The sequence below is a fragment of the Legionella anisa genome (assembly GCF_001467525.1).
Classification (GTDB): Bacteria; Pseudomonadota; Gammaproteobacteria; order Legionellales; family Legionellaceae; genus Legionella; species Legionella anisa.
Window position 1 is genome coordinate 282,668 of record NZ_LNXS01000019.1, and the last position, 17,333, is coordinate 300,000.

Below are 17,333 nucleotides of genomic sequence, written 5' to 3' on the forward strand. Positions count from 1 at the left end.
AAACCCGCAACTGCGGGTTTTTTAGATGATAAAAATTAACTTTATTCTTCGGCATCATCATTGCTAACAGGACGATCGAGTAATTCAACAATTGCCATAGGAGCATTATCACCATCTCTATAACCACACTTGATGATACGCACATAGCCACCAGGGCGTTCTACAAAACGTGGACCTAAATCTTTAAATAATTTACCAACCGCAGATTTAGATCTTAGAATATCAAACGCTTGACGACGTTTAGCAACAGAATCAACCTTTGAAACAGTAATTAAAGGTTCAATGTAACGACGCAGATCTTTAGCTTTAGGCAAAGTTGTTTTTATCAACTCATGCTCAATTAAAGAACAACACATATTTGCAAACATAGCCTTTCTGTGGCTACTTGTTCGGCCAAAACTTCTGCCTGAATTACGGTGACGCATAACCAAAACTCCTAAACTTTATTCGCCAAAATTTGCTGGCGGCCAATTCTCAAGTTTCATACCGAGCGATAATGAACGTGAAGCTAATACATCCTTAATCTCAGTTAAAGATTTCTTACCAAGATTAGGAGTTTTTAAGAGTTCATTTTCAGTTCTTTGTACTAAATCGCCGATATAATGAATATTTTCTGCTTTCAAGCAATTTGCTGATCGAACAGTTAACTCTAAATCATCAACAGAGCGTAATAGAATAGGATCAAAATCATTGCGTTCTTTATTATCAGACCGAGATTCTTCAAATTTCATGTCAACAAATGCATGAAGTTGTCTTTGAAGAATACTAGCAGAGATCCGTATTGATTCTTCAGCATCAATAGTTCCGTTAGTTTCTAACTCAATAGTTAACTTATCAAGGTCAGTACGGTTTTCTACACGAGCACTATCAACATAGTAAGCCACTTTCTTAACTGGTGAGAAACTATTATCAATTTTAAGCTTCCCAACAGTTTTTCTTTCTACTTCATCATCGAAATGTCTAATGAATGAATCAGTACTGTGGAAACCAATTCCTCGCTCAACTTTCAAAGTCATATTCAATTTGCCTTTTTCATTCAAATTAGCAATGACTAGCTCAGGATTGATTACTTCTAATCCGTGAGTCAGTTGAATGTCTCCAGCAGTAACTTGACAAGGACCTTGCTTGTTCAATGTCACAGTGGCTTCTTCGCCAACCGACATTTTAATTGCAACTAACTTCAGGTTCAGTAGTATATCAACAACATCTTCCTGCACGCCTTCAATTGTGCTGTATTCATGTAGAACACCATCAATTGAAGCTTCAGTAATTGCACTTCCAGGCATCGATGATAACAAAATACGTCTCAAAGCATTGCCGAGAGTATGACCAAAGCCACGCTCCAAAGGCTCTAAAACTATTTTAGCTTTATAGGGCGATTCTGCCTGGACCTTAAGAACATTAGGTGTCAACATTTCATTGATTTCAGTATACATTCAGCTATTTCTCCGAGCTTACTTAGAGTAAAGTTCTACAACTAAGTTTACGTTGTAGTCTGAAGATAAGTCAGTTAACGTTGGTGCTGTAGAGAATGTTCCTTTGCAAGAAGAAGTATCTACAGTAATCCAATCACATGGAGCTCTTTGTTCGGACAAAGCTAAAGCTGCTTGGATACGACCTTGGCTTCGTGCTCTTTGACGAACAGATACAACATCTCCAGGCTTTACTAAGAAAGACGGAACGTTAACTATTTTATCATTAACAAGTATGGCCTTGTGCGTAACAAGTTGTCGTGCTTCAGCACGTGTACTTGCAAAACCCATACGGTACACAACATTATCCAAACGTCTTTCAAGCAAAGACATCAGATTTTCGCCTGTAGCACCTTTCATACGAGCAGCCATTTTGTAGTAACCACGGAATTGCTTTTCAAGAATACCATACAATCTTCTAATTTTTTGCTTCTCTCTAAGCTGAATTCCATAACCATTCAGGCGTGGTTTTTTATCACCATGTTGTCCAGGTAACTTTTCAGATTTACATTTGGACTTATGATCACGGACACCACTTTTAAGTAATAAATCACAACCTTCACGACGTGATAGCTTACATTTTGGACCAAGATATCTAGCCATTAATTACTCCTGAGTCTTATACACGACGTTTTTTAGGTGGTTTACACCCATTATGAGGTATACCAGTAACATCGGTAATTTCAACAATTTTAAAATCCTGTGATATTAGTTCACGAATAGTGGACTCTCTTCCAGGTCCGGGACCATGAACAAATACAGCTACAGATTTCATACCGTATTCTTTCGCAACAGCAGCAGCACGCTCAGTAGCAACCTGTGCAGCATAAGGAGTGCTTTTTCTTGATCCTCTAAATCCTGAACCACCTGATGTTGCCCAGCATAGTGCATTACCTTGTCTGTCAGTAAAGGTAACTATAGTATTATTAAAAGATGCATGAACGTGCACAATACCATCTGATACGACACGTTTAGCCTTTTTGCGTACTTTCTGTTGTTTTGACTTTGTTATTGCCATCTTACTTTCCTACATGAAAAATCAAACGGTAGTGCCTTTTCTGCGACCTTTTCGTGTACGAGCATTAGTTTTCGTACGTTGTCCTCGCAATGGCAACCCTCTTCTGTGTCTTAGACCACGATAACATCCCAGATCCATTAGGCGCTTAATGTTCATTGTCACAACACGACGCAAATCACCTTCCACAGTTATTTTTGCAATTTCTGTTCTCAAAGACTCAAGTTGAGCATCAGTTAGTTCCGATACCTTTTTTGAAGGTTCAATACCAACTGCGGAACATAATTTCAAGGATGTAGGTTTACCAATACCATATATTGCTGTTAAAGCAATCACAACATGTTTGTGATCAGGTATATTTACTCCTGCAATACGAGCCATTAACTTCTCCGAACGTTATTTTGTTCTGTCGAAAGGGACAGAAGAATACTATTTTTATAAAATTAAATCAAGCAGATATTAACCCTGCTTTTGCTTATGTCTGACATCTTTACAAATAACACGTATAGTGCCACTTCGTTTAATAATCTTGCAATTGCGACAAATTCGCTTTACAGATGCTCTTACTTTCATTCCTAACTCCGATAAAGATCATAAAAGACCAGGTAATTTGGTACCTTTAAAATTAGCCTTTTTCATTAAAGAATCATATTGCTGAGTCATTAAATGAGCTTGTACTTGAGCTACAAAATCCATAATAACAACTACGATAATCAGCAATGACGTTCCTCCGAAATAAAAAGGGACATGCCATGTATACATCAAAATCTGAGGCAAGAGACATACCAGAACTAAATAAATTGCACCGACTAAGGTCAAGCGAGTCATTACGCCATCAATATATTTAGTTGTTTGTTCACCCGGTCTAATTCCAGGGATATATGCTCCAGATTTTTTTAAATTATCAGCAGTATCTTTGGGGTTAAACACCAAAGCTGCATAAAAGAACGCAAAAAATATAATAGCTACAGCATATACGATCAAATACAAAGGTTGTCCAGGAGATAGAGCCATTCCAACATCAGCTAACCATCCAAAACCCTTAGTATGTGAGAAAAATTGAGCCAAAGTTGCAGGCAATAATATGATACTGGATGCAAAAATAGGTGGTATTACTCCAGACATATTGATCTTTAAGGGTAAATGACTCGTTTGTGCAGCATATACCTTTCTACCTTGCGTCCTTTGTGCATAATTAACTCTTATCCGTCGCTGTGCACGCTCCATAAATACTACAAATCCTGTTACAACCACTACAACAGAAGCAACAACGATTAGGGTTAATGCTTGCATTTGCCCTTCTTTAACCTGTTGAAGAACCGACGCAATAGCAGAGGGCATGCTTGATACAATTCCTGAAAAGATAATTAAGGATATACCGTTACCGACACCCTTTTCAGTAATTTGCTCACCCAACCACATTAAAAACATAGTACCCGTAACCAAGGTAACCACTGCGGTAAAGTAAAATGAGAAGTCAGCTTGTAGTGCAATTTGTTGTCCAGCTAACCAACGTGCCATTCCTAAAGACTGAAACACCGAAAGCACTAAAGTCAGATATCGAGTGTATTGATTTATCTTTCTGCGTCCAGATTCACCTTCTTTTTTTAGTTGTTCAAGTTTAGGAGAAACAACAGTAAAAAGTTGAAGAATAATAGATGCAGAAATATATGGCATAATACCAATTGCAAAAACCGTCACACGCGATAACGCACCACCAGAAAACATATTGAATAAGCCAAAAATTGTATTCTGTTGTTCATTAAAAAAATTAGCTAGGCGTGCAGGATCCAAACCAGGAACTGGTATATGAGCCCCCAAACGATAAACTAAAATACCAAGAACAACAAACAATAATCTTGATTTCAGTTCAGCCAATCCACCACGTGATTGGCTTGCATTATGTTTTTGGTTTTTCATAGTCACTCTTCTATGCTGCCGCCTAAACCTTCAATGGCTAAACGAGCTCCTTTAGTGACCCTTAAACCTTTAAGTTTGATGGCAGTAGTTAATTCACCAGATAAAATAACTTTTACATCCTTAATAGAACTGCTGATTAGACCTGCTTCACGCAATGCATCGAGATCAATTACGTCAACAGATAACTTTGCAAGCTCACTAAGGCATATTTGATCTACAGTTCTACCAACTCGAGACTTAAATCCCATTTTTGGTAAACGTCTTTGAATAGGCATTTGACCGCCTTCAAAATTAATCTTATGAAAGCCACCAGCTCGCGCTTTTTGCCCTTTATGACCCTTACCACTTGTTTTACCTAATCCTGATCCTATACCACGACCTAACCGTCTTTTGGGTCGTTTTGAACCAGGATCTGGTGATAGTGAATTTAAATTCATTATACACTCTCCTCAACCAGCAATAGATAATCAACTTTATTAATAAGGCCACGAATTGCTGGGGTATCATTATGAGATACGCTCGAATTAGTTTTACCTAGACCTAATTGCTTTACGATAGAAATGTGCTTTGGCTTTCTGCCTATAATGCTTTTAACCAAAGTTATTTTAATTTTCTTTTCCATAATTAGCCCGCCATTACTTCTTCAACAGTTTTACCACGCTTGGCCGCAACATAATCTGGGGTACCGATATTAGTTAATGCACCGATAGTAGCTCTTACAATATTGCTTGGATTGGTTGAACCAATACTTTTAGCTAATATATTTTGCACGCCTAAAACTTCTAAGACAGCTCTCATCGCGCCACCGGCAATAATACCAGTACCTTCACTTGCAGGCTTCATAAATACTTTAGAAGCACCGTAGTTCCAAGTAATTTCGTGAAATATAGTTGATCCAGAAAGTGGAATATAAACCATATTTTTCTTAGCTTGCTCCATTGCTTTTTGAATAGCAATTGGAACTTCTCTCGCTTTACCTCTACCAAATCCAACTTTGCCCTTACCGTCACCAACAACAACGAGTACTGCAAAGCCGAAAACACGGCCTCCCTTAACAACTTTAGCCGTACGATTAACCGATACTAGCTTTTCTTGGTAGCCATCTGATTTAGGTGATGATTCATCGAATGCCATAATCGTTCCTTAAAAATCTAATCCAGCTTCGCGTGCACCTTCTGCAAGGGCTTTCACTCGGCCATGATATTTATAACCAGCACGATCAAATGCAACTTGGGTAATGCCGTTCTCGCTTGCACGCTTACCAAGCAACTTGCCAACTAGGTTAGCTTGTTCTACTTTACATTTACCGCTCAGGCTTGTACGCAATTCTTTATCGTTAGTTGAACATGATACTAGTACTTTATCTCCAAGCTTATCTGCTTCGATAATTTGTGAGTAAATGTGCAAACCACTTCTATAAACGACAAGTCTTGCTCTGCCTGATTTACGAATCAGTGCTTTTGCTTTTAATCCACGTCGAGTACGTGAGTTGTGTTTATTCATGACTTAAACCTTATTTCTTTTTCGCTTCTTTACGAACAATATACTCGCCAGCAAGTCTAACACCTTTACCCTTATAAGGCTCTGGTGGTCTAAATGCTCTTATTTCAGAAGCTACTTGGCCTAAAATTTGTTTATCAACTCCTTTCAGCAATATAACAGTATTGCTTGGGGTTTCAACTAAAACACCTTTAGGCAAGTTGTACTCAATAGGATGAGAAAAACCTAAAGATAACGTAATCGATTTATCTTTAGACTGTGCTCTATAACCTACACCAACCAGTTCCAAGGTAACAACAAAACCTTCAGTTACACCTTTAACCATATTATTTACTAATGCACGAGCTGTTCCAGCCTGAGCCCAAGCTCTAGGATCATTTGCAGCAGGAGCAAACTCAACATGATTAGAATCATTATTTTTTGTTACTTTAACTAACCTATTAATTTTTTGGGTTAGTGTTCCTTTAGGCCCTTTAACAGTAACTTCACCATCACCTATTGTTATTTCAACATTTGCTGGTTGAACTACTGGGGCTTTTGCTACTCTAGACATATTATTCCTCGCAAGTATTAAGCCACTTCACAAATGACTTCGCCACCAACGCCTTTCATCTTTGCAGATATATGGGTCATTATACCTTGTGATGTAGACAAAATAGCTACACCAAAGCCAGGAACAGATGTCAAATCTTTATAAGATTTATAGACTCGCAATCCAGGCCTGCTAATTCTCTTAATTAGTTCAATAACGGGTCGGCCATGATAATATTTCAGCTTAATCGTCATCAATTTAAGATTATTATCTAGTGATTCTACAAAGAAGTTATCAATATATCCTTCTTCCTTTAAAACACGAGCAATTTCTTCCTTCAATTTAGAAGAAGTTAACGTTATTTGCTGATGTTTTGCTTGTTGACCATTTCTAATTCGGGTCAGCATATCAGCAACTGGATCATGCATACTCACAATCGTTCTCCAATTAAAAAATTACCAGCTGGATTTTCTTCCGCCAGGTATATTACCAACCATTAGTTGTTGTCTTAAGCAAATTCTACAAAGAGCAAACTTACGATAAACTCCATGTGGACGACCACATTGCTGACATCGTGTTTTAAAACGAACAGGATTTGAATTAACAGGCAACTTTGCTAACTTTAACTGACTATCCATAATTACCTGAAAATCAACAGATGATTTAATCAATTTTTTCAATTCGTTTCTGCGTTTACTGTACTTATTTACTAGTTTGCTACGCTTTAACTCTCTCATAAGCATTGATCTTTTAGCCACAATTTCACCCTTATTTTTTATCTCTATCTTTCAATGGAAGGTTAAAGGCTTCTAATAAAGCTTTAGCTTCTTCATTTGTTTTAGCAGTCGTAGTAATACAAATATCTAAACCACGAATACCATCTGTTTTATCGTAATCAATTTCTGGAAATACGATTTGTTCATGTATTCCCATACTGTAATTACCAGTTCCATCAAAAGATTTAGGATTTAAACCACGAAAATCTCTTACACGCGGTAAAGTTACGGAAATCAGTCTGTCTAAAAACTCATACATACGTTGACGTCTTAGTGTTACTTTACAGCCAATTGGCCAACCTTCCCTAATTTTAAAACCAGCAATAGATTTTCTTGCTTTAGTAACAACAGGCTTTTGTCCAGCAATTAAAGTCATATCTTCAACTGCATGATTCATCACCTTTTTATCACCAACAGCTTCGCCAACACCCATATTCAGGGTGATTTTTAGCAGCTTTGGAACTTCCATAACGCTGGAATACTTGAACCGTTTCATCATCATAGGGATGATTTCGTTTTTATAAAATTCATTAAGTCTTGCCATTTCAATCACCTAATTAAACACGGTCAATTATTTCATTGTCAGATTTAAAGTATCTAACTTTCTTGCTTATCCCGTTACTCTCAATAAATTTAAAGCCTACTTTATCTGCTTTCTTTGTGTTGGTATTATAATGAGCAACGTTAGAAACGTGTACTGGCGCTTCAAGGGTAATAATACCTCCCTTGTTTTCTGGCTTTTGTGGATTAGGCTTAACATGCTTTTTGATTAAGTTTCCACCTTCAACAACCACACCATTTTCAGTCACACGTAGGACCTTACCTCTATGACCTTTACTTTTTCCGGCAACTATAATTACATCATCGCCTTTTTGAATACGTTTCATATCTAAATCCTTCTCACAAAACTTCTGCAGCCAGAGATATTATTTTCATAAATCTCTCTCGTAGCTCGCGAGTAACAGGGCCAAATATACGAGTACCAATTGGCTCGTTTTGGTTATTTAACAGTACTGCTGCGTTACCATCGAAACGAATCAAAGAACCATCGTCTCTACGAACGCCTTGTGCTGTACGAACAACTACTGCTTTCATCACAGCACCCTTCTTCACTTTACTTCTGGGTATTGCATCTTTAATACTAACTTTGATTACATCACCTACTCGTGCATATCTACGGTGAGAACCACCTAGCACTTTAATACACATAACCTTACGTGCTCCGCTATTGTCAGCCACTTCGAGCACTGTCTGCATTTGGATCATTTTTTACTCCAGCTCTGATTTCGACCAGAAAAAGGTTGCTGATTATATCAGGCCTTTTAGGGTTTTAAAAGTAAATCAACAGGGTTGATTAAGAAATTACTTCGACTAATACCCAGCTTTTTGTTTTAGAGAGTGGTCTTGACTCACGGATTTTTACTATATTTCCAATTTTACATACTTGATTTTCATCATGAGCATGCAACTTAGATCTACGTTTCATAATTTTTCCATACTTTGGATGCTTAACAGAACGTTCAATCATCACAACTATGGTTTTATCCATTTTGTCACTAACTACTTTTCCAACCATTGTTCTGGCATTTGATTCACTATTAGACATGTCACTTACCTGCCTTTTCAGTCAACATTGTTTTTACTCTTGCCACTGACTTACGCACCATGGTGATGAGATGTGTTTTATCTAGTGAGCCACTTGCTTTCTTCATTCGCAAATTTAATTGTTCTTTACGCAATGAAAGCAGTTCATTTTGCAGTTCTTCTACTGATAAACCGCGTAATTCATCAATCTTTTTCATTACATCACCTTCCTTTCTTCAAATATAACTTTGAAAGGAAGTTTTGCTTTGGCCAGATCAAAAGCTTCCATAGCAAGCTCTCTGGATACACCTTCCATTTCAAACAAAACCTTACCTGGTTGTATTTGAGCAACCCAATATTCAACGCTACCTTTACCTTTACCTTGTCTAACTTCTAAAGGTTTTTGTGTAATAGGCTTATCTGGGAATACTCTAATCCAAATTTTACCACCACGCTTAATATGACGTGTCATTGCTCTTCGCGCTGCTTCAATTTGTCTTGCAGTTAAACGACCACGCTCAAGAGCTTTTAAACCAAATTCACCAAAGCTGATGTTGCTGCCGCGTAAGGCTAAACCTCTGTTACGGCCTTTCATCTGTTTTCGGTATTTTGTACGTTTAGGTTGTAACATGATTCTTAATCCTCACTCACTGGGCAACGTCAGTAGATCTTTTCTTTTGCGGGAGAATTTCACCCTTGAAGATCCAGACTTTTACACCAATAATACCGTAGGTAGTTTTAGACTCTGCTGTACCATAATCAATATCTGCTCTAAAAGTATGTAAAGGTACACGACCTTCCCTATACCATTCACTACGAGCAATTTCAGCACCACCTAGTCTACCACTAACACAAATTTTAATTCCTTTAGCGCCTGCTTTAAGAGCTGATGTTACTGCTCGTTTCATAGCACGCCTAAACATGACACGCTGTTCTAACTGCTGTGCAATTCCTTCAGCAACAAGTGTTGAATCAAGCTCAGGCTTTTTAATTTCTTCAATATTAAGATGAACAGGTACACCTAATTTATTAGAAATTTCATTACGCAGTGTTTCAATACCACCACCTTTTTTACCGATGATCACACCAGGTCGTGCAGTTTGTATTGTAACAACAGCATTATTAGCAGGACGTTCAATAAGAATCTTACTTACTGCGGCTGCCATAAGTTTCTTTTTCAGTTCAGTACGTAATTTAATATCTTGAATTAAAAATTCAGCATACTTTTTACCTGCGAACCATTTAGAGTTCCAGTCTTTAATAATACCTAGGCGTATACCTATTGGGTTAACTTTTTGTCCCATTGCTATTCCTCGTCAGACACTTTTATCGTGATATGGCAGGTACGTTTGCAAATTCGATTTGCACGTCCTTTAGCTCTGGGACTAATACGTTTTAAAGTCATTGCCTCATCAACACAGACCATACCTACTTTTAAATCATCAATATCTGCACCATTATTATTTTCAGCATTAGCAATTGCTGATTCTAATAATTTAAGCATTAATTGAGCACCTTTTTTTGGTGTAAACTTGAGGACATCAAGTGCACCAGATACATTCATATTTCGTATCATATCTGCTACCAATCTGCCCTTCTGAGCGGATAAGGGAGCACCTTTTAGCTTTGCTGTAACTTCCATCATATCCTCTTATTTGCCTTTAGCCTTTCTGTCACCAGAGTGGCCTTTGAATGTACGAGTCATGGCAAACTCACCTAATTTATGACCGACCATATTATCTGTTATATAAACAGGGATATGATCTTTGCCGTTATGAACAGCAATTGTTAAGTCAATCATTTCAGGAACGATTGTTGATCGTCTGGACCAAGTTTTGATTGGTTTTTTAGATTTTGATTCAATTGCAGCTTCTACTTTGGCAATCAAATGATGGTCAACAAAAGGACCTTTTCTTATAGAACGAGACACTTGATATCCTCTCAATAATTATTTCTTCTTACGTCTTCTGACAATAAAATTATCAGTACGCTTATTACTTCTGGTTTTGTAACCCTTAGTAGGCACGCCCCATGGTGATACTGGATGACGTCCACCAGAAGTACGGCCTTCACCACCACCGTGTGGGTGATCAACAGGGTTCATAGCAACCCCTCGAACTGTTGGGCGAATACCTCTCCAGCGTTTTGCTCCAGCTTTTCCTAATGCACGTAAACTATGTTCGCTATTACTGACTTCACCAATTACCGCTCTACAAAGAACATGAATTTTACGCATTTCACCAGAACGAAGTCTCAATGTTGCATAAATACCTTCTTTTGCAACAATTTGTCCACTTGCTCCAGCACTTCTTAATACCTGGGCACCTTTTCCTGCTTTCATTTCAACGCAATGAATTGTGGTACCAACAGGAATGTTTTTTAATGGAAGACAGTTACCGACATTGATAGGTGAATCAGCACCGCTAACAACCGTATCACCAACATTTAAATTAGCTGGTGCAATAATATATCTTCTTTCACCATCTTTATAAACAATTAGTGCGATCAATGCAGTACGATTTGGATCGTATTCAATACGTTCAACTCGAGCTTCAATCCCATCTTTATTACGTTTAAAATCAATGATGCGATATTGGTTACGTTGACCACCACCGATATGTCTTACAGTAATTCTACCTTGATTATTACGTCCGCCAGTTTTTTTCAGTTTTTCAACTAAAGACGCATGTGGTTTCCCTTTATGAATATGGTGGTGAACCACGCGTAATTCGCCACGTTTACCTGGCGATGTAGGTTTAGATTTTAATAGTGCCATCTTAATCTGCCTTATTCGGTAGCTGTAAAGTCAATATCTTGATCAGCATGAAGAGTTACAAATGCTTTTTTCCAATCACTACGCTTTCCGCTTGTTTGTTTAAAACGCTTTGTTTTTCCCTTCACATTGATAACAGATACATTTTTAACTTTAACGTTAAATATATTCTCTACCGCCATTTTAATTTCATTTTTAGTTGCAGTTTTCAATACTTTGAAAGTGAACTGTTTCAGCTTATCAGCTATGACAGTAGCTTTTTCAGAAGTATGTGGTTCACGTAAAACCATCAACAATCGTTCAGCGTTCATTGTAACTGTTCCTCAATTTTTTTAATTGCAGCTTCTGTAACAACAACTTTTTCAAATCTGAGTAAAGAAACAGGATCTATAGTTGTAACGTCGCAGATGTCATAATCAATTAAGTTTCTTGAACCAAAATATTCATTTTCACCAACTTCACTCATTACAATAAGAGCATTATTAATATTAAGTTGGTTCATTTTACTTACAAAATCTTTAGTTTTTTTGCTTTCGCATTGGAAATCGCTTACGACTACCAGGTTACCAGTGCGACAAAGTTCGGAGATTATACTACGTAATGCACGTTTGTACATTTTTTTATTAATCTTTTGTGAATAATCTCTCTTTTTAGAAGCAAAAGTTACTCCACCGCTTCTCCATATAGGGCTTCTAATTGTACCAGCACGAGCACGACCAGTACCTTTTTGATTCCATGGCTTTTTACCACCGCCACGTACCTCAGACCGGGTTTTTTGAGCGCTGTTACCGCTACGTGCATTGTTCATGTAAGTTACTACAGCTTGATGAATCAAGCCTTCGTTATAACCATAAGCAAATACTTCTTGATTTAGTGTTAGCTTTGAATTTGTATCTATAGTAGTAATTTCCATCACTCACCTCGTACTTGCTTTTTAACTGCAGGCTTAATCTCAACACGTGAGCCAGGAGCGCCAGGTATAGCACCCTTGATAAGAAGTAGATTTCTTTCAGCATCTACACGCACGAGCTCAAGGCTTTGAACAGTACAACGAACATTACCTAAGTGACCAGCCATTTTCTTACCTTTGAACACGCGTCCTGGAGTTTGGTTTTGACCAATAGATCCTGGTACACGATGAGACCTGGAGTTACCATGAGTAGCATCTTGTGTTCTAAAATTATATCTTTTTACTGTACCAGCAAAACCTTTACCTTTAGTGATTCCAGCAACATCAACAAACTGGCCAGCAGTAAATACATCAGATACTGTAATTACTTGCCCTGCTTTGAATGCGTCTTCAGAATCAACTAAGAACTCTACTAACATATCACCAGCTTCAATTTCAGCTTTTGCAAAATGACCTGTTAAAGCTTTGTTGACTTTGCTAGCTTTTTTGGTACCGCCTGCTAATTGCACAGCAGAGTAACCATCAGTTTCTTTAGTTTTAACTTGTGAAACTCTATTAGGGTGAACTTCAACAACAGAAACTGGAACAGAAACTCCATCTGCCATGAAGACCCGCGTCATACCGATTTTACGGCCTAATAAACCGATCATCATTCTAACACCTCTTTAATATCCTTCACCCTAATATTAGTCATCAAGGCTTATCTGAACATCAACCCCAGCAGCCAGATCCAATTTCATCAACGCATCTACTGTTTTCTCAGTTGGATGAACGATAACGACCAGGCGCTTATGAGTACGTAATTCATATTGATCACGGGCATCTTTATTAACATGCGGTGAAGTCAATACAGTAAATTTCTCCTTACGGACAGGCAATGGTATTGGCCCACGAACTTGTGCGCCAGTACGTTTTGCTGTCTCTACAATTTCTCGAGTTGACAAATCAATCAACCGATGATCAAAGGATTTTAATCTTATTTTAATGTTTTGATTGTTACTCATTCTAATTACTCAATAATTTTAGCGACAACACCGGCGCCCACAGTACGGCCACCTTCCCGAATTGCGAAACGTAAACCTTCGTCCATCGCAATAGGCGCATGAAGATTAATGGTCAATTGTACGTTATCACCAGGCATTACCATTTCAACTCCAGATGGTAGATCACATGTTCCAGTTACGTCTGTCGTTCTGAAATAAAACTGTGGTCTGTATCCATTGAAAAATGGTGTATGTCGTCCACCTTCTTCTTTTGATAACACATATACTTCTGCTTCAAACTTGGTATGAGGCTTAATTGTTCCTGGCTTAGCTAATACCTGGCCACGCTCAACTTCGTCTCGCTTAGTTCCACGTAATAATACCCCTACGTTATCACCAGCTCGACCCTCATCCAACAACTTACGGAACATCTCAACACCTGTACAAGTGGTTTTTTGAGTGTCGCGAATTCCAACAATCTCAATTTCTTCACCCACTTTAACAATCCCGCTTTCTACACGTCCAGTTACTACCGTTCCACGTCCAGAAATAGAGAATACGTCTTCGATTGGCAACAAGAATGCTTTATCAATGTTGCGTACTGGCTCAGGAATGTATGAGTCCATCGTCTCAACCAATTTCTCAATCGCCTTAACGCCAATCTCACTGTCATCACCTTCCAACGCTTTCAACGCTGAACCAACAACAATTGGGATATCATCGCCAGGAAAATCGTAACTGCTTAACAAGTCACGTACTTCCATCTCAACTAACTCTAACAACTCAGGATCGTCTACCATATCTGCTTTGTTCATGAACACTACTATATATGGCACACCAACTTGGCGTGATAACAATATGTGTTCCCGCGTTTGGGGCATTGGACCATCCGCTGCTGATACTACAAGTATCGCTCCGTCCATTTGCGCCGCACCTGTAATCATGTTCTTAACATAGTCAGCATGTCCGGGGCAATCTACGTGGGCATAGTGTCTGTTTGCTGATTCATATTCTACGTGTGCTGTAGAAATTGTAATACCACGTTCACGCTCTTCTGGTGCAGCATCAATCTGGTCATATGCTTTTGCTGTACCACCAAACTTCTTTGCCATTATCGTGGTAATCGCCGCTGTTAATGTAGTCTTACCATGGTCTACGTGACCAATCGTGCCCACATTTACGTGTGGCTTCTTACGTTCAAATTTTTCCTTCGCCATTGGAAAGTCTCCCCATTGCTAATTGACATTATGGTGCCCACAACTGGACTCGAACCAACGACCTCTTCCTTACCAAGGAAGTGCTCTACCGCCTGAGCTATGTGGGCTTATATTAGCTTGCTGACTCATTGGAACAAGCAAATATTTTCTATTTCTAATTTGGAGCGGGTGATGGGAATCGAACCCACGCTATCAGCTTGGAAGGCTGAAGTTCTACCATTGAACTACACCCGCTTTTATCCTTCTTTTAACTGGTGGAGGGGGAAGGATTCGAACCTTCGAAGGCAGAGCCGTCAGATTTACAGTCTGATCCCTTTGACCGCTCGGGAACCCCTCCAAAAAGAACGCTATTGTCTTTTAAGATGAATAGAATGTCAACATTTTGTTAACGGCCAACCTAATAAGATGGTGCTGGCACCAGGAATCGAACCCGGGACCTACTGATTACAAGTCAGTTGCTCTACCAACTGAGCTACGCCAGCATGTACGCTTCGCTTGAATTATCAAGCATTATAGTGATATTTAATTTTCTCAAGTATCACTTAAATAAAACCCTGGCGATGACCTACTTTCACATGAGGAAACCTCACACTATCATTGGCGCGGGTTCGTTTCACTTCTGAGTTCGAGATGGATTCAGGTGGTTCCAAACCGCTATGGTCGCCAGGAAAACTGGTTTTGCATTGATTGTAAGGCATTATACCTCAATCAAGCATTAGGTAAATAAAGAAGTTCACACTTTGTTTCAAGTAGTTCTGCGTAGGTTGAGCCTTGGCCCAACCTACATCTTGTATTCGCATTCACAATCTGAAGTAACTCAGATTATATGGTCAAGACAATCAGCCAATTAGTACAAGTTAGCTTCACACATTACTGTGCTTCCACACCTTGCCTATCAACGTCGTAGTCTTCAACGGGCTTCATGGGAAAACTCATCTTGAGGGAGGCTTCCCGCTTAGATGCTTTCAGCGGTTATCCCGTCCGAACTTAGCTACCCGGCAATGCCACTGGCGTGACAACCGGTACACCAGAGGTTCGTCCACTCCGGTCCTCTCGTACTAGGAGCAGCTCCTCTCAATTTTCCTACGCCCACGGCAGATAGGGACCGAACTGTCTCACGACGTTCTAAACCCAGCTCGCGTACCACTTTAAATGGCGAACAGCCATACCCTTGGGACCTGCTTCAGCCCCAGGATGTGATGAGCCGACATCGAGGTGCCAAACACCGCCGTCGATATGAACTCTTGGGCGGTATCAGCCTGTTATCCCCGGAGTACCTTTTATCCGTTGAGCGATGGCCCTTCCATTCAGAACCACCGGATCACTAAGACCAACTTTCGTTCCTGCTCGAGCCGTCGCTCTCGCAGTCAAGCACCCTTATGCCTTTACACTCTTGGTACGATGTCCGACCGTACCGAGGGTACCTTTGTGCTCCTCCGTTACTCTTTGGGAGGAGACCGCCCCAGTCAAACTACCCATCATACACTGTCCTCATCCCGGATTACGGGACCAAGTTAGAACCTCAATAACAACAGGGTGGTATTTCAAGGTCGGCTCCATGAGAACTAGCGTCCTCACTTCATAGCCTCCCACCTATCCTACACAGTTATCATCAAAGTCCAGTGCAAAACTATAGTAAAGGTTCACGGGGTCTTTCCGTCTAGCCGCGGGTACACTGCATCTTCACAGCGATTTCAATTTCACTGAGTCTCGGGTGGAGACAGTGTGGCCATCGTTACGCCATTCGTGCAGGTCGGAACTTACCCGACAAGGAATTTCGCTACCTTAGGACCGTTATAGTTACGGCCGCCGTTTACCGGGGCTTCGATCAAGAGCTTCTCCGAAGATAACCCCATCAATTAACCTTCCGGCACCGGGCAGGCGTCACACCCTATACGTCTTCTTACGAATTTGCAGAGTGCTGTGTTTTTAATAAACAGTCGCAGCCACCTGGTCTCTGCGGCCCTCTTCAGCTCTACGCGCAGGCGTATCACCAAAAAGGGCGTACCTTCTCCCGAAGTTACGGTACCATTTTGCCTAGTTCCTTCACCCGAGTTCTCTCAAGCGCCTTAGTATTCTCTACCTGTCCACCTGTGTCGGTTTGCGGTACGGTTCTCTATAAGTTATGGCTAGCAGCTTTTCCTGGAAGCCGGGCATCAATGACTTCGCCGTACACCGAAGTGTCAGCACCATGTCGCACCTCAGAGTTATTAATGGTCCGGATTTGCCTAAACCATCCCCCTACATGCACATACCAGGACAACCAACGCCTGGCTCATCTAGCCTTCTTCGTCCCCACTTCACCACTTATAAAAAGTCCAGGAATATTAACCTGGTTCCCATCGACTACGCTCTTCAGCCTCGCCTTAGGGGCCGACTCACCCTGCTCCGATTAACGTCGTGCAGGAAACCTGGGACTTCCGGCGTGAGGGCTTTTCACCCTCATTATCGTTACTCATGTCAGCATTCGCACTTCTGATACCTCCAGCAGACTTCTCAATCCACCTTCATCAGCCTACAGAACGCTCCCCTACCACGTGCACTTAGTGCACATCCGCAGCTTCGGTGACTAGTTTTAGCCCCGTTACATCTTCCGCGCAGGCCGACTCGACCAGTGAGCTATTACGCTTTCTTTAAAGGGTGGCTGCTTC

The 17,333-nt window shown here is 40.0% G+C and carries 29 protein-coding genes, 4 tRNA genes and 2 rRNA genes (1 of these 35 cut by a window edge); all 35 read right to left on the minus strand.

Annotated elements, in window-relative coordinates:
• Positions 1-41: 41 nt before the first annotated feature.
• On the minus strand, positions 42-425 hold the full coding sequence (gene rplQ / locus Lani_RS05465; protein ID WP_019233383.1) for a 50S ribosomal protein L17: 384 nt from the start codon (positions 423-425) through the stop codon (positions 42-44).
• Between the two features lie 18 nt (positions 426-443).
• Positions 444-1,436, minus strand: a complete 993-nt coding sequence (locus Lani_RS05470) for a DNA-directed RNA polymerase subunit alpha (RefSeq protein ID WP_019233382.1) — start codon at positions 1,434-1,436, stop codon at positions 444-446.
• Positions 1,437-1,454: 18 nt separating this feature from the next.
• A complete protein-coding gene (gene rpsD, locus Lani_RS05475; RefSeq protein ID WP_019233381.1) occupies positions 1,455-2,075 on the minus strand; it encodes a 30S ribosomal protein S4 in 621 nt (206 codons plus the stop codon).
• A 16-nt stretch (positions 2,076-2,091) separates the two neighbouring features.
• Positions 2,092-2,490, minus strand: a complete 399-nt coding sequence (gene rpsK, locus Lani_RS05480) for a 30S ribosomal protein S11 (RefSeq protein WP_003633055.1) — start codon at positions 2,488-2,490, stop codon at positions 2,092-2,094.
• Between the two features lie 21 nt (positions 2,491-2,511).
• Positions 2,512-2,868 (minus strand): 30S ribosomal protein S13, encoded by a 357-nt coding sequence (gene rpsM, locus Lani_RS05485; protein WP_019233380.1) that lies wholly within the window; start codon positions 2,866-2,868, stop codon positions 2,512-2,514.
• A gap of 78 nt (positions 2,869-2,946) precedes the next feature.
• Positions 2,947-3,060, minus strand: coding sequence for a 50S ribosomal protein L36 (gene rpmJ / locus Lani_RS19685; protein WP_081595159.1), 114 nt, complete (start codon positions 3,058-3,060; stop codon positions 2,947-2,949).
• A gap of 18 nt (positions 3,061-3,078) precedes the next feature.
• Positions 3,079-4,407 carry a preprotein translocase subunit SecY gene (secY, locus tag Lani_RS05490; protein ID WP_019233379.1) on the minus strand — a complete coding sequence of 443 codons (1,329 nt, stop codon included), beginning with the start codon at positions 4,405-4,407 and terminating at the stop codon, positions 3,079-3,081.
• Positions 4,408-4,409: 2 nt separating this feature from the next.
• Positions 4,410-4,844 carry a 50S ribosomal protein L15 gene (gene rplO / locus Lani_RS05495; RefSeq protein ID WP_019233378.1) on the minus strand — a complete coding sequence of 145 codons (435 nt, stop codon included), beginning with the start codon at positions 4,842-4,844 and terminating at the stop codon, positions 4,410-4,412.
• On the minus strand, positions 4,844-5,029 hold the full coding sequence (rpmD, locus tag Lani_RS05500) for a 50S ribosomal protein L30 (RefSeq protein ID WP_019233377.1): 186 nt from the start codon (positions 5,027-5,029) through the stop codon (positions 4,844-4,846). The genes rplO and rpmD overlap by 1 nt, the downstream gene beginning before the upstream one ends.
• A gap of 2 nt (positions 5,030-5,031) precedes the next feature.
• Complete coding sequence (rpsE, locus tag Lani_RS05505; RefSeq protein ID WP_019233376.1) at positions 5,032-5,541, minus strand: 30S ribosomal protein S5; 510 nt, start codon at positions 5,539-5,541, stop codon at positions 5,032-5,034.
• Between the two features lie 9 nt (positions 5,542-5,550).
• Positions 5,551-5,910: a 50S ribosomal protein L18 gene (rplR, locus tag Lani_RS05510; RefSeq protein WP_019233375.1), complete on the minus strand. Its 360-nt coding sequence runs from the start codon at positions 5,908-5,910 to the stop codon at positions 5,551-5,553.
• A gap of 10 nt (positions 5,911-5,920) precedes the next feature.
• Complete coding sequence (rplF, locus tag Lani_RS05515) at positions 5,921-6,460, minus strand: 50S ribosomal protein L6 (RefSeq protein ID WP_019233374.1); 540 nt, start codon at positions 6,458-6,460, stop codon at positions 5,921-5,923.
• 17 nt (positions 6,461-6,477) lie between these two features.
• Entirely contained in the window at positions 6,478-6,867 is a 390-nt protein-coding gene (gene rpsH / locus Lani_RS05520; RefSeq protein WP_202803971.1) for a 30S ribosomal protein S8, read from the minus strand.
• Between the two features lie 27 nt (positions 6,868-6,894).
• Complete coding sequence (gene rpsN, locus Lani_RS05525) at positions 6,895-7,197, minus strand: 30S ribosomal protein S14 (protein ID WP_019233372.1); 303 nt, start codon at positions 7,195-7,197, stop codon at positions 6,895-6,897.
• A gap of 10 nt (positions 7,198-7,207) precedes the next feature.
• Positions 7,208-7,759, minus strand: coding sequence for a 50S ribosomal protein L5 (rplE, locus tag Lani_RS05530; protein ID WP_019233371.1), 552 nt, complete (start codon positions 7,757-7,759; stop codon positions 7,208-7,210).
• Between the two features lie 13 nt (positions 7,760-7,772).
• Complete coding sequence (gene rplX, locus Lani_RS05535; protein WP_019233370.1) at positions 7,773-8,102, minus strand: 50S ribosomal protein L24; 330 nt, start codon at positions 8,100-8,102, stop codon at positions 7,773-7,775.
• 13 nt (positions 8,103-8,115) lie between these two features.
• The gene (gene rplN / locus Lani_RS05540) at positions 8,116-8,481 is read right to left on the minus strand and encodes a 50S ribosomal protein L14 (RefSeq protein ID WP_006872243.1); all 366 of its coding nucleotides are present in this window, start codon (positions 8,479-8,481) and stop codon (positions 8,116-8,118) included.
• An 88-nt stretch (positions 8,482-8,569) separates the two neighbouring features.
• A complete protein-coding gene (gene rpsQ / locus Lani_RS05545; RefSeq protein WP_019233369.1) occupies positions 8,570-8,821 on the minus strand; it encodes a 30S ribosomal protein S17 in 252 nt (83 codons plus the stop codon).
• Between the two features lies 1 nt (position 8,822).
• Positions 8,823-9,017, minus strand: a complete 195-nt coding sequence (rpmC, locus tag Lani_RS05550) for a 50S ribosomal protein L29 (RefSeq protein WP_019233368.1) — start codon at positions 9,015-9,017, stop codon at positions 8,823-8,825.
• Entirely contained in the window at positions 9,017-9,430 is a 414-nt protein-coding gene (gene rplP / locus Lani_RS05555) for a 50S ribosomal protein L16 (protein WP_003633085.1), read from the minus strand. Before rplP ends, rpmC begins: the two co-directional genes overlap by 1 nt.
• Positions 9,431-9,446: 16 nt before the next feature.
• Positions 9,447-10,103 carry a 30S ribosomal protein S3 gene (gene rpsC / locus Lani_RS05560; RefSeq protein WP_019233367.1) on the minus strand — a complete coding sequence of 219 codons (657 nt, stop codon included), beginning with the start codon at positions 10,101-10,103 and terminating at the stop codon, positions 9,447-9,449.
• A gap of 2 nt (positions 10,104-10,105) precedes the next feature.
• Positions 10,106-10,441: a 50S ribosomal protein L22 gene (gene rplV, locus Lani_RS05565; RefSeq protein WP_010654827.1), complete on the minus strand. Its 336-nt coding sequence runs from the start codon at positions 10,439-10,441 to the stop codon at positions 10,106-10,108.
• Positions 10,442-10,450: 9 nt separating this feature from the next.
• Complete coding sequence (gene rpsS / locus Lani_RS05570) at positions 10,451-10,729, minus strand: 30S ribosomal protein S19 (RefSeq protein ID WP_019233366.1); 279 nt, start codon at positions 10,727-10,729, stop codon at positions 10,451-10,453.
• Positions 10,730-10,747: 18 nt separating this feature from the next.
• A complete protein-coding gene (rplB, locus tag Lani_RS05575) occupies positions 10,748-11,575 on the minus strand; it encodes a 50S ribosomal protein L2 (RefSeq protein WP_019233365.1) in 828 nt (275 codons plus the stop codon).
• Between the two features lie 11 nt (positions 11,576-11,586).
• Positions 11,587-11,883 carry a 50S ribosomal protein L23 gene (rplW, locus tag Lani_RS05580; RefSeq protein WP_019233364.1) on the minus strand — a complete coding sequence of 99 codons (297 nt, stop codon included), beginning with the start codon at positions 11,881-11,883 and terminating at the stop codon, positions 11,587-11,589.
• Complete coding sequence (gene rplD, locus Lani_RS05585; RefSeq protein WP_019233363.1) at positions 11,880-12,485, minus strand: 50S ribosomal protein L4; 606 nt, start codon at positions 12,483-12,485, stop codon at positions 11,880-11,882. Before rplD ends, rplW begins: the two co-directional genes overlap by 4 nt.
• A complete protein-coding gene (gene rplC / locus Lani_RS05590) occupies positions 12,485-13,135 on the minus strand; it encodes a 50S ribosomal protein L3 (protein WP_019233362.1) in 651 nt (216 codons plus the stop codon). The genes rplD and rplC overlap by 1 nt, the downstream gene beginning before the upstream one ends.
• A gap of 33 nt (positions 13,136-13,168) precedes the next feature.
• Positions 13,169-13,486, minus strand: coding sequence for a 30S ribosomal protein S10 (gene rpsJ, locus Lani_RS05595; RefSeq protein WP_019233361.1), 318 nt, complete (start codon positions 13,484-13,486; stop codon positions 13,169-13,171).
• Positions 13,487-13,491: 5 nt separating this feature from the next.
• On the minus strand, positions 13,492-14,682 hold the full coding sequence (tuf, locus tag Lani_RS05600; RefSeq protein ID WP_019233360.1) for an elongation factor Tu: 1,191 nt from the start codon (positions 14,680-14,682) through the stop codon (positions 13,492-13,494).
• Between the two features lie 31 nt (positions 14,683-14,713).
• Positions 14,714-14,789 (minus strand) — tRNA-Thr (locus Lani_RS05605).
• A 53-nt stretch (positions 14,790-14,842) separates the two neighbouring features.
• Positions 14,843-14,916, minus strand: a tRNA-Gly gene (locus Lani_RS05610).
• Between the two features lie 18 nt (positions 14,917-14,934).
• Positions 14,935-15,019 (minus strand) — tRNA-Tyr (locus Lani_RS05615).
• A 69-nt stretch (positions 15,020-15,088) separates the two neighbouring features.
• A tRNA-Thr gene (locus Lani_RS05620) sits at positions 15,089-15,164 on the minus strand.
• Between the two features lie 70 nt (positions 15,165-15,234).
• Positions 15,235-15,350: ribosomal RNA gene (rrf, locus tag Lani_RS05625) — 5S ribosomal RNA — on the minus strand.
• A 158-nt stretch (positions 15,351-15,508) separates the two neighbouring features.
• Positions 15,509-17,333 (minus strand): 23S ribosomal RNA (locus tag Lani_RS05630) (it continues 1,071 nt past the right edge of the window).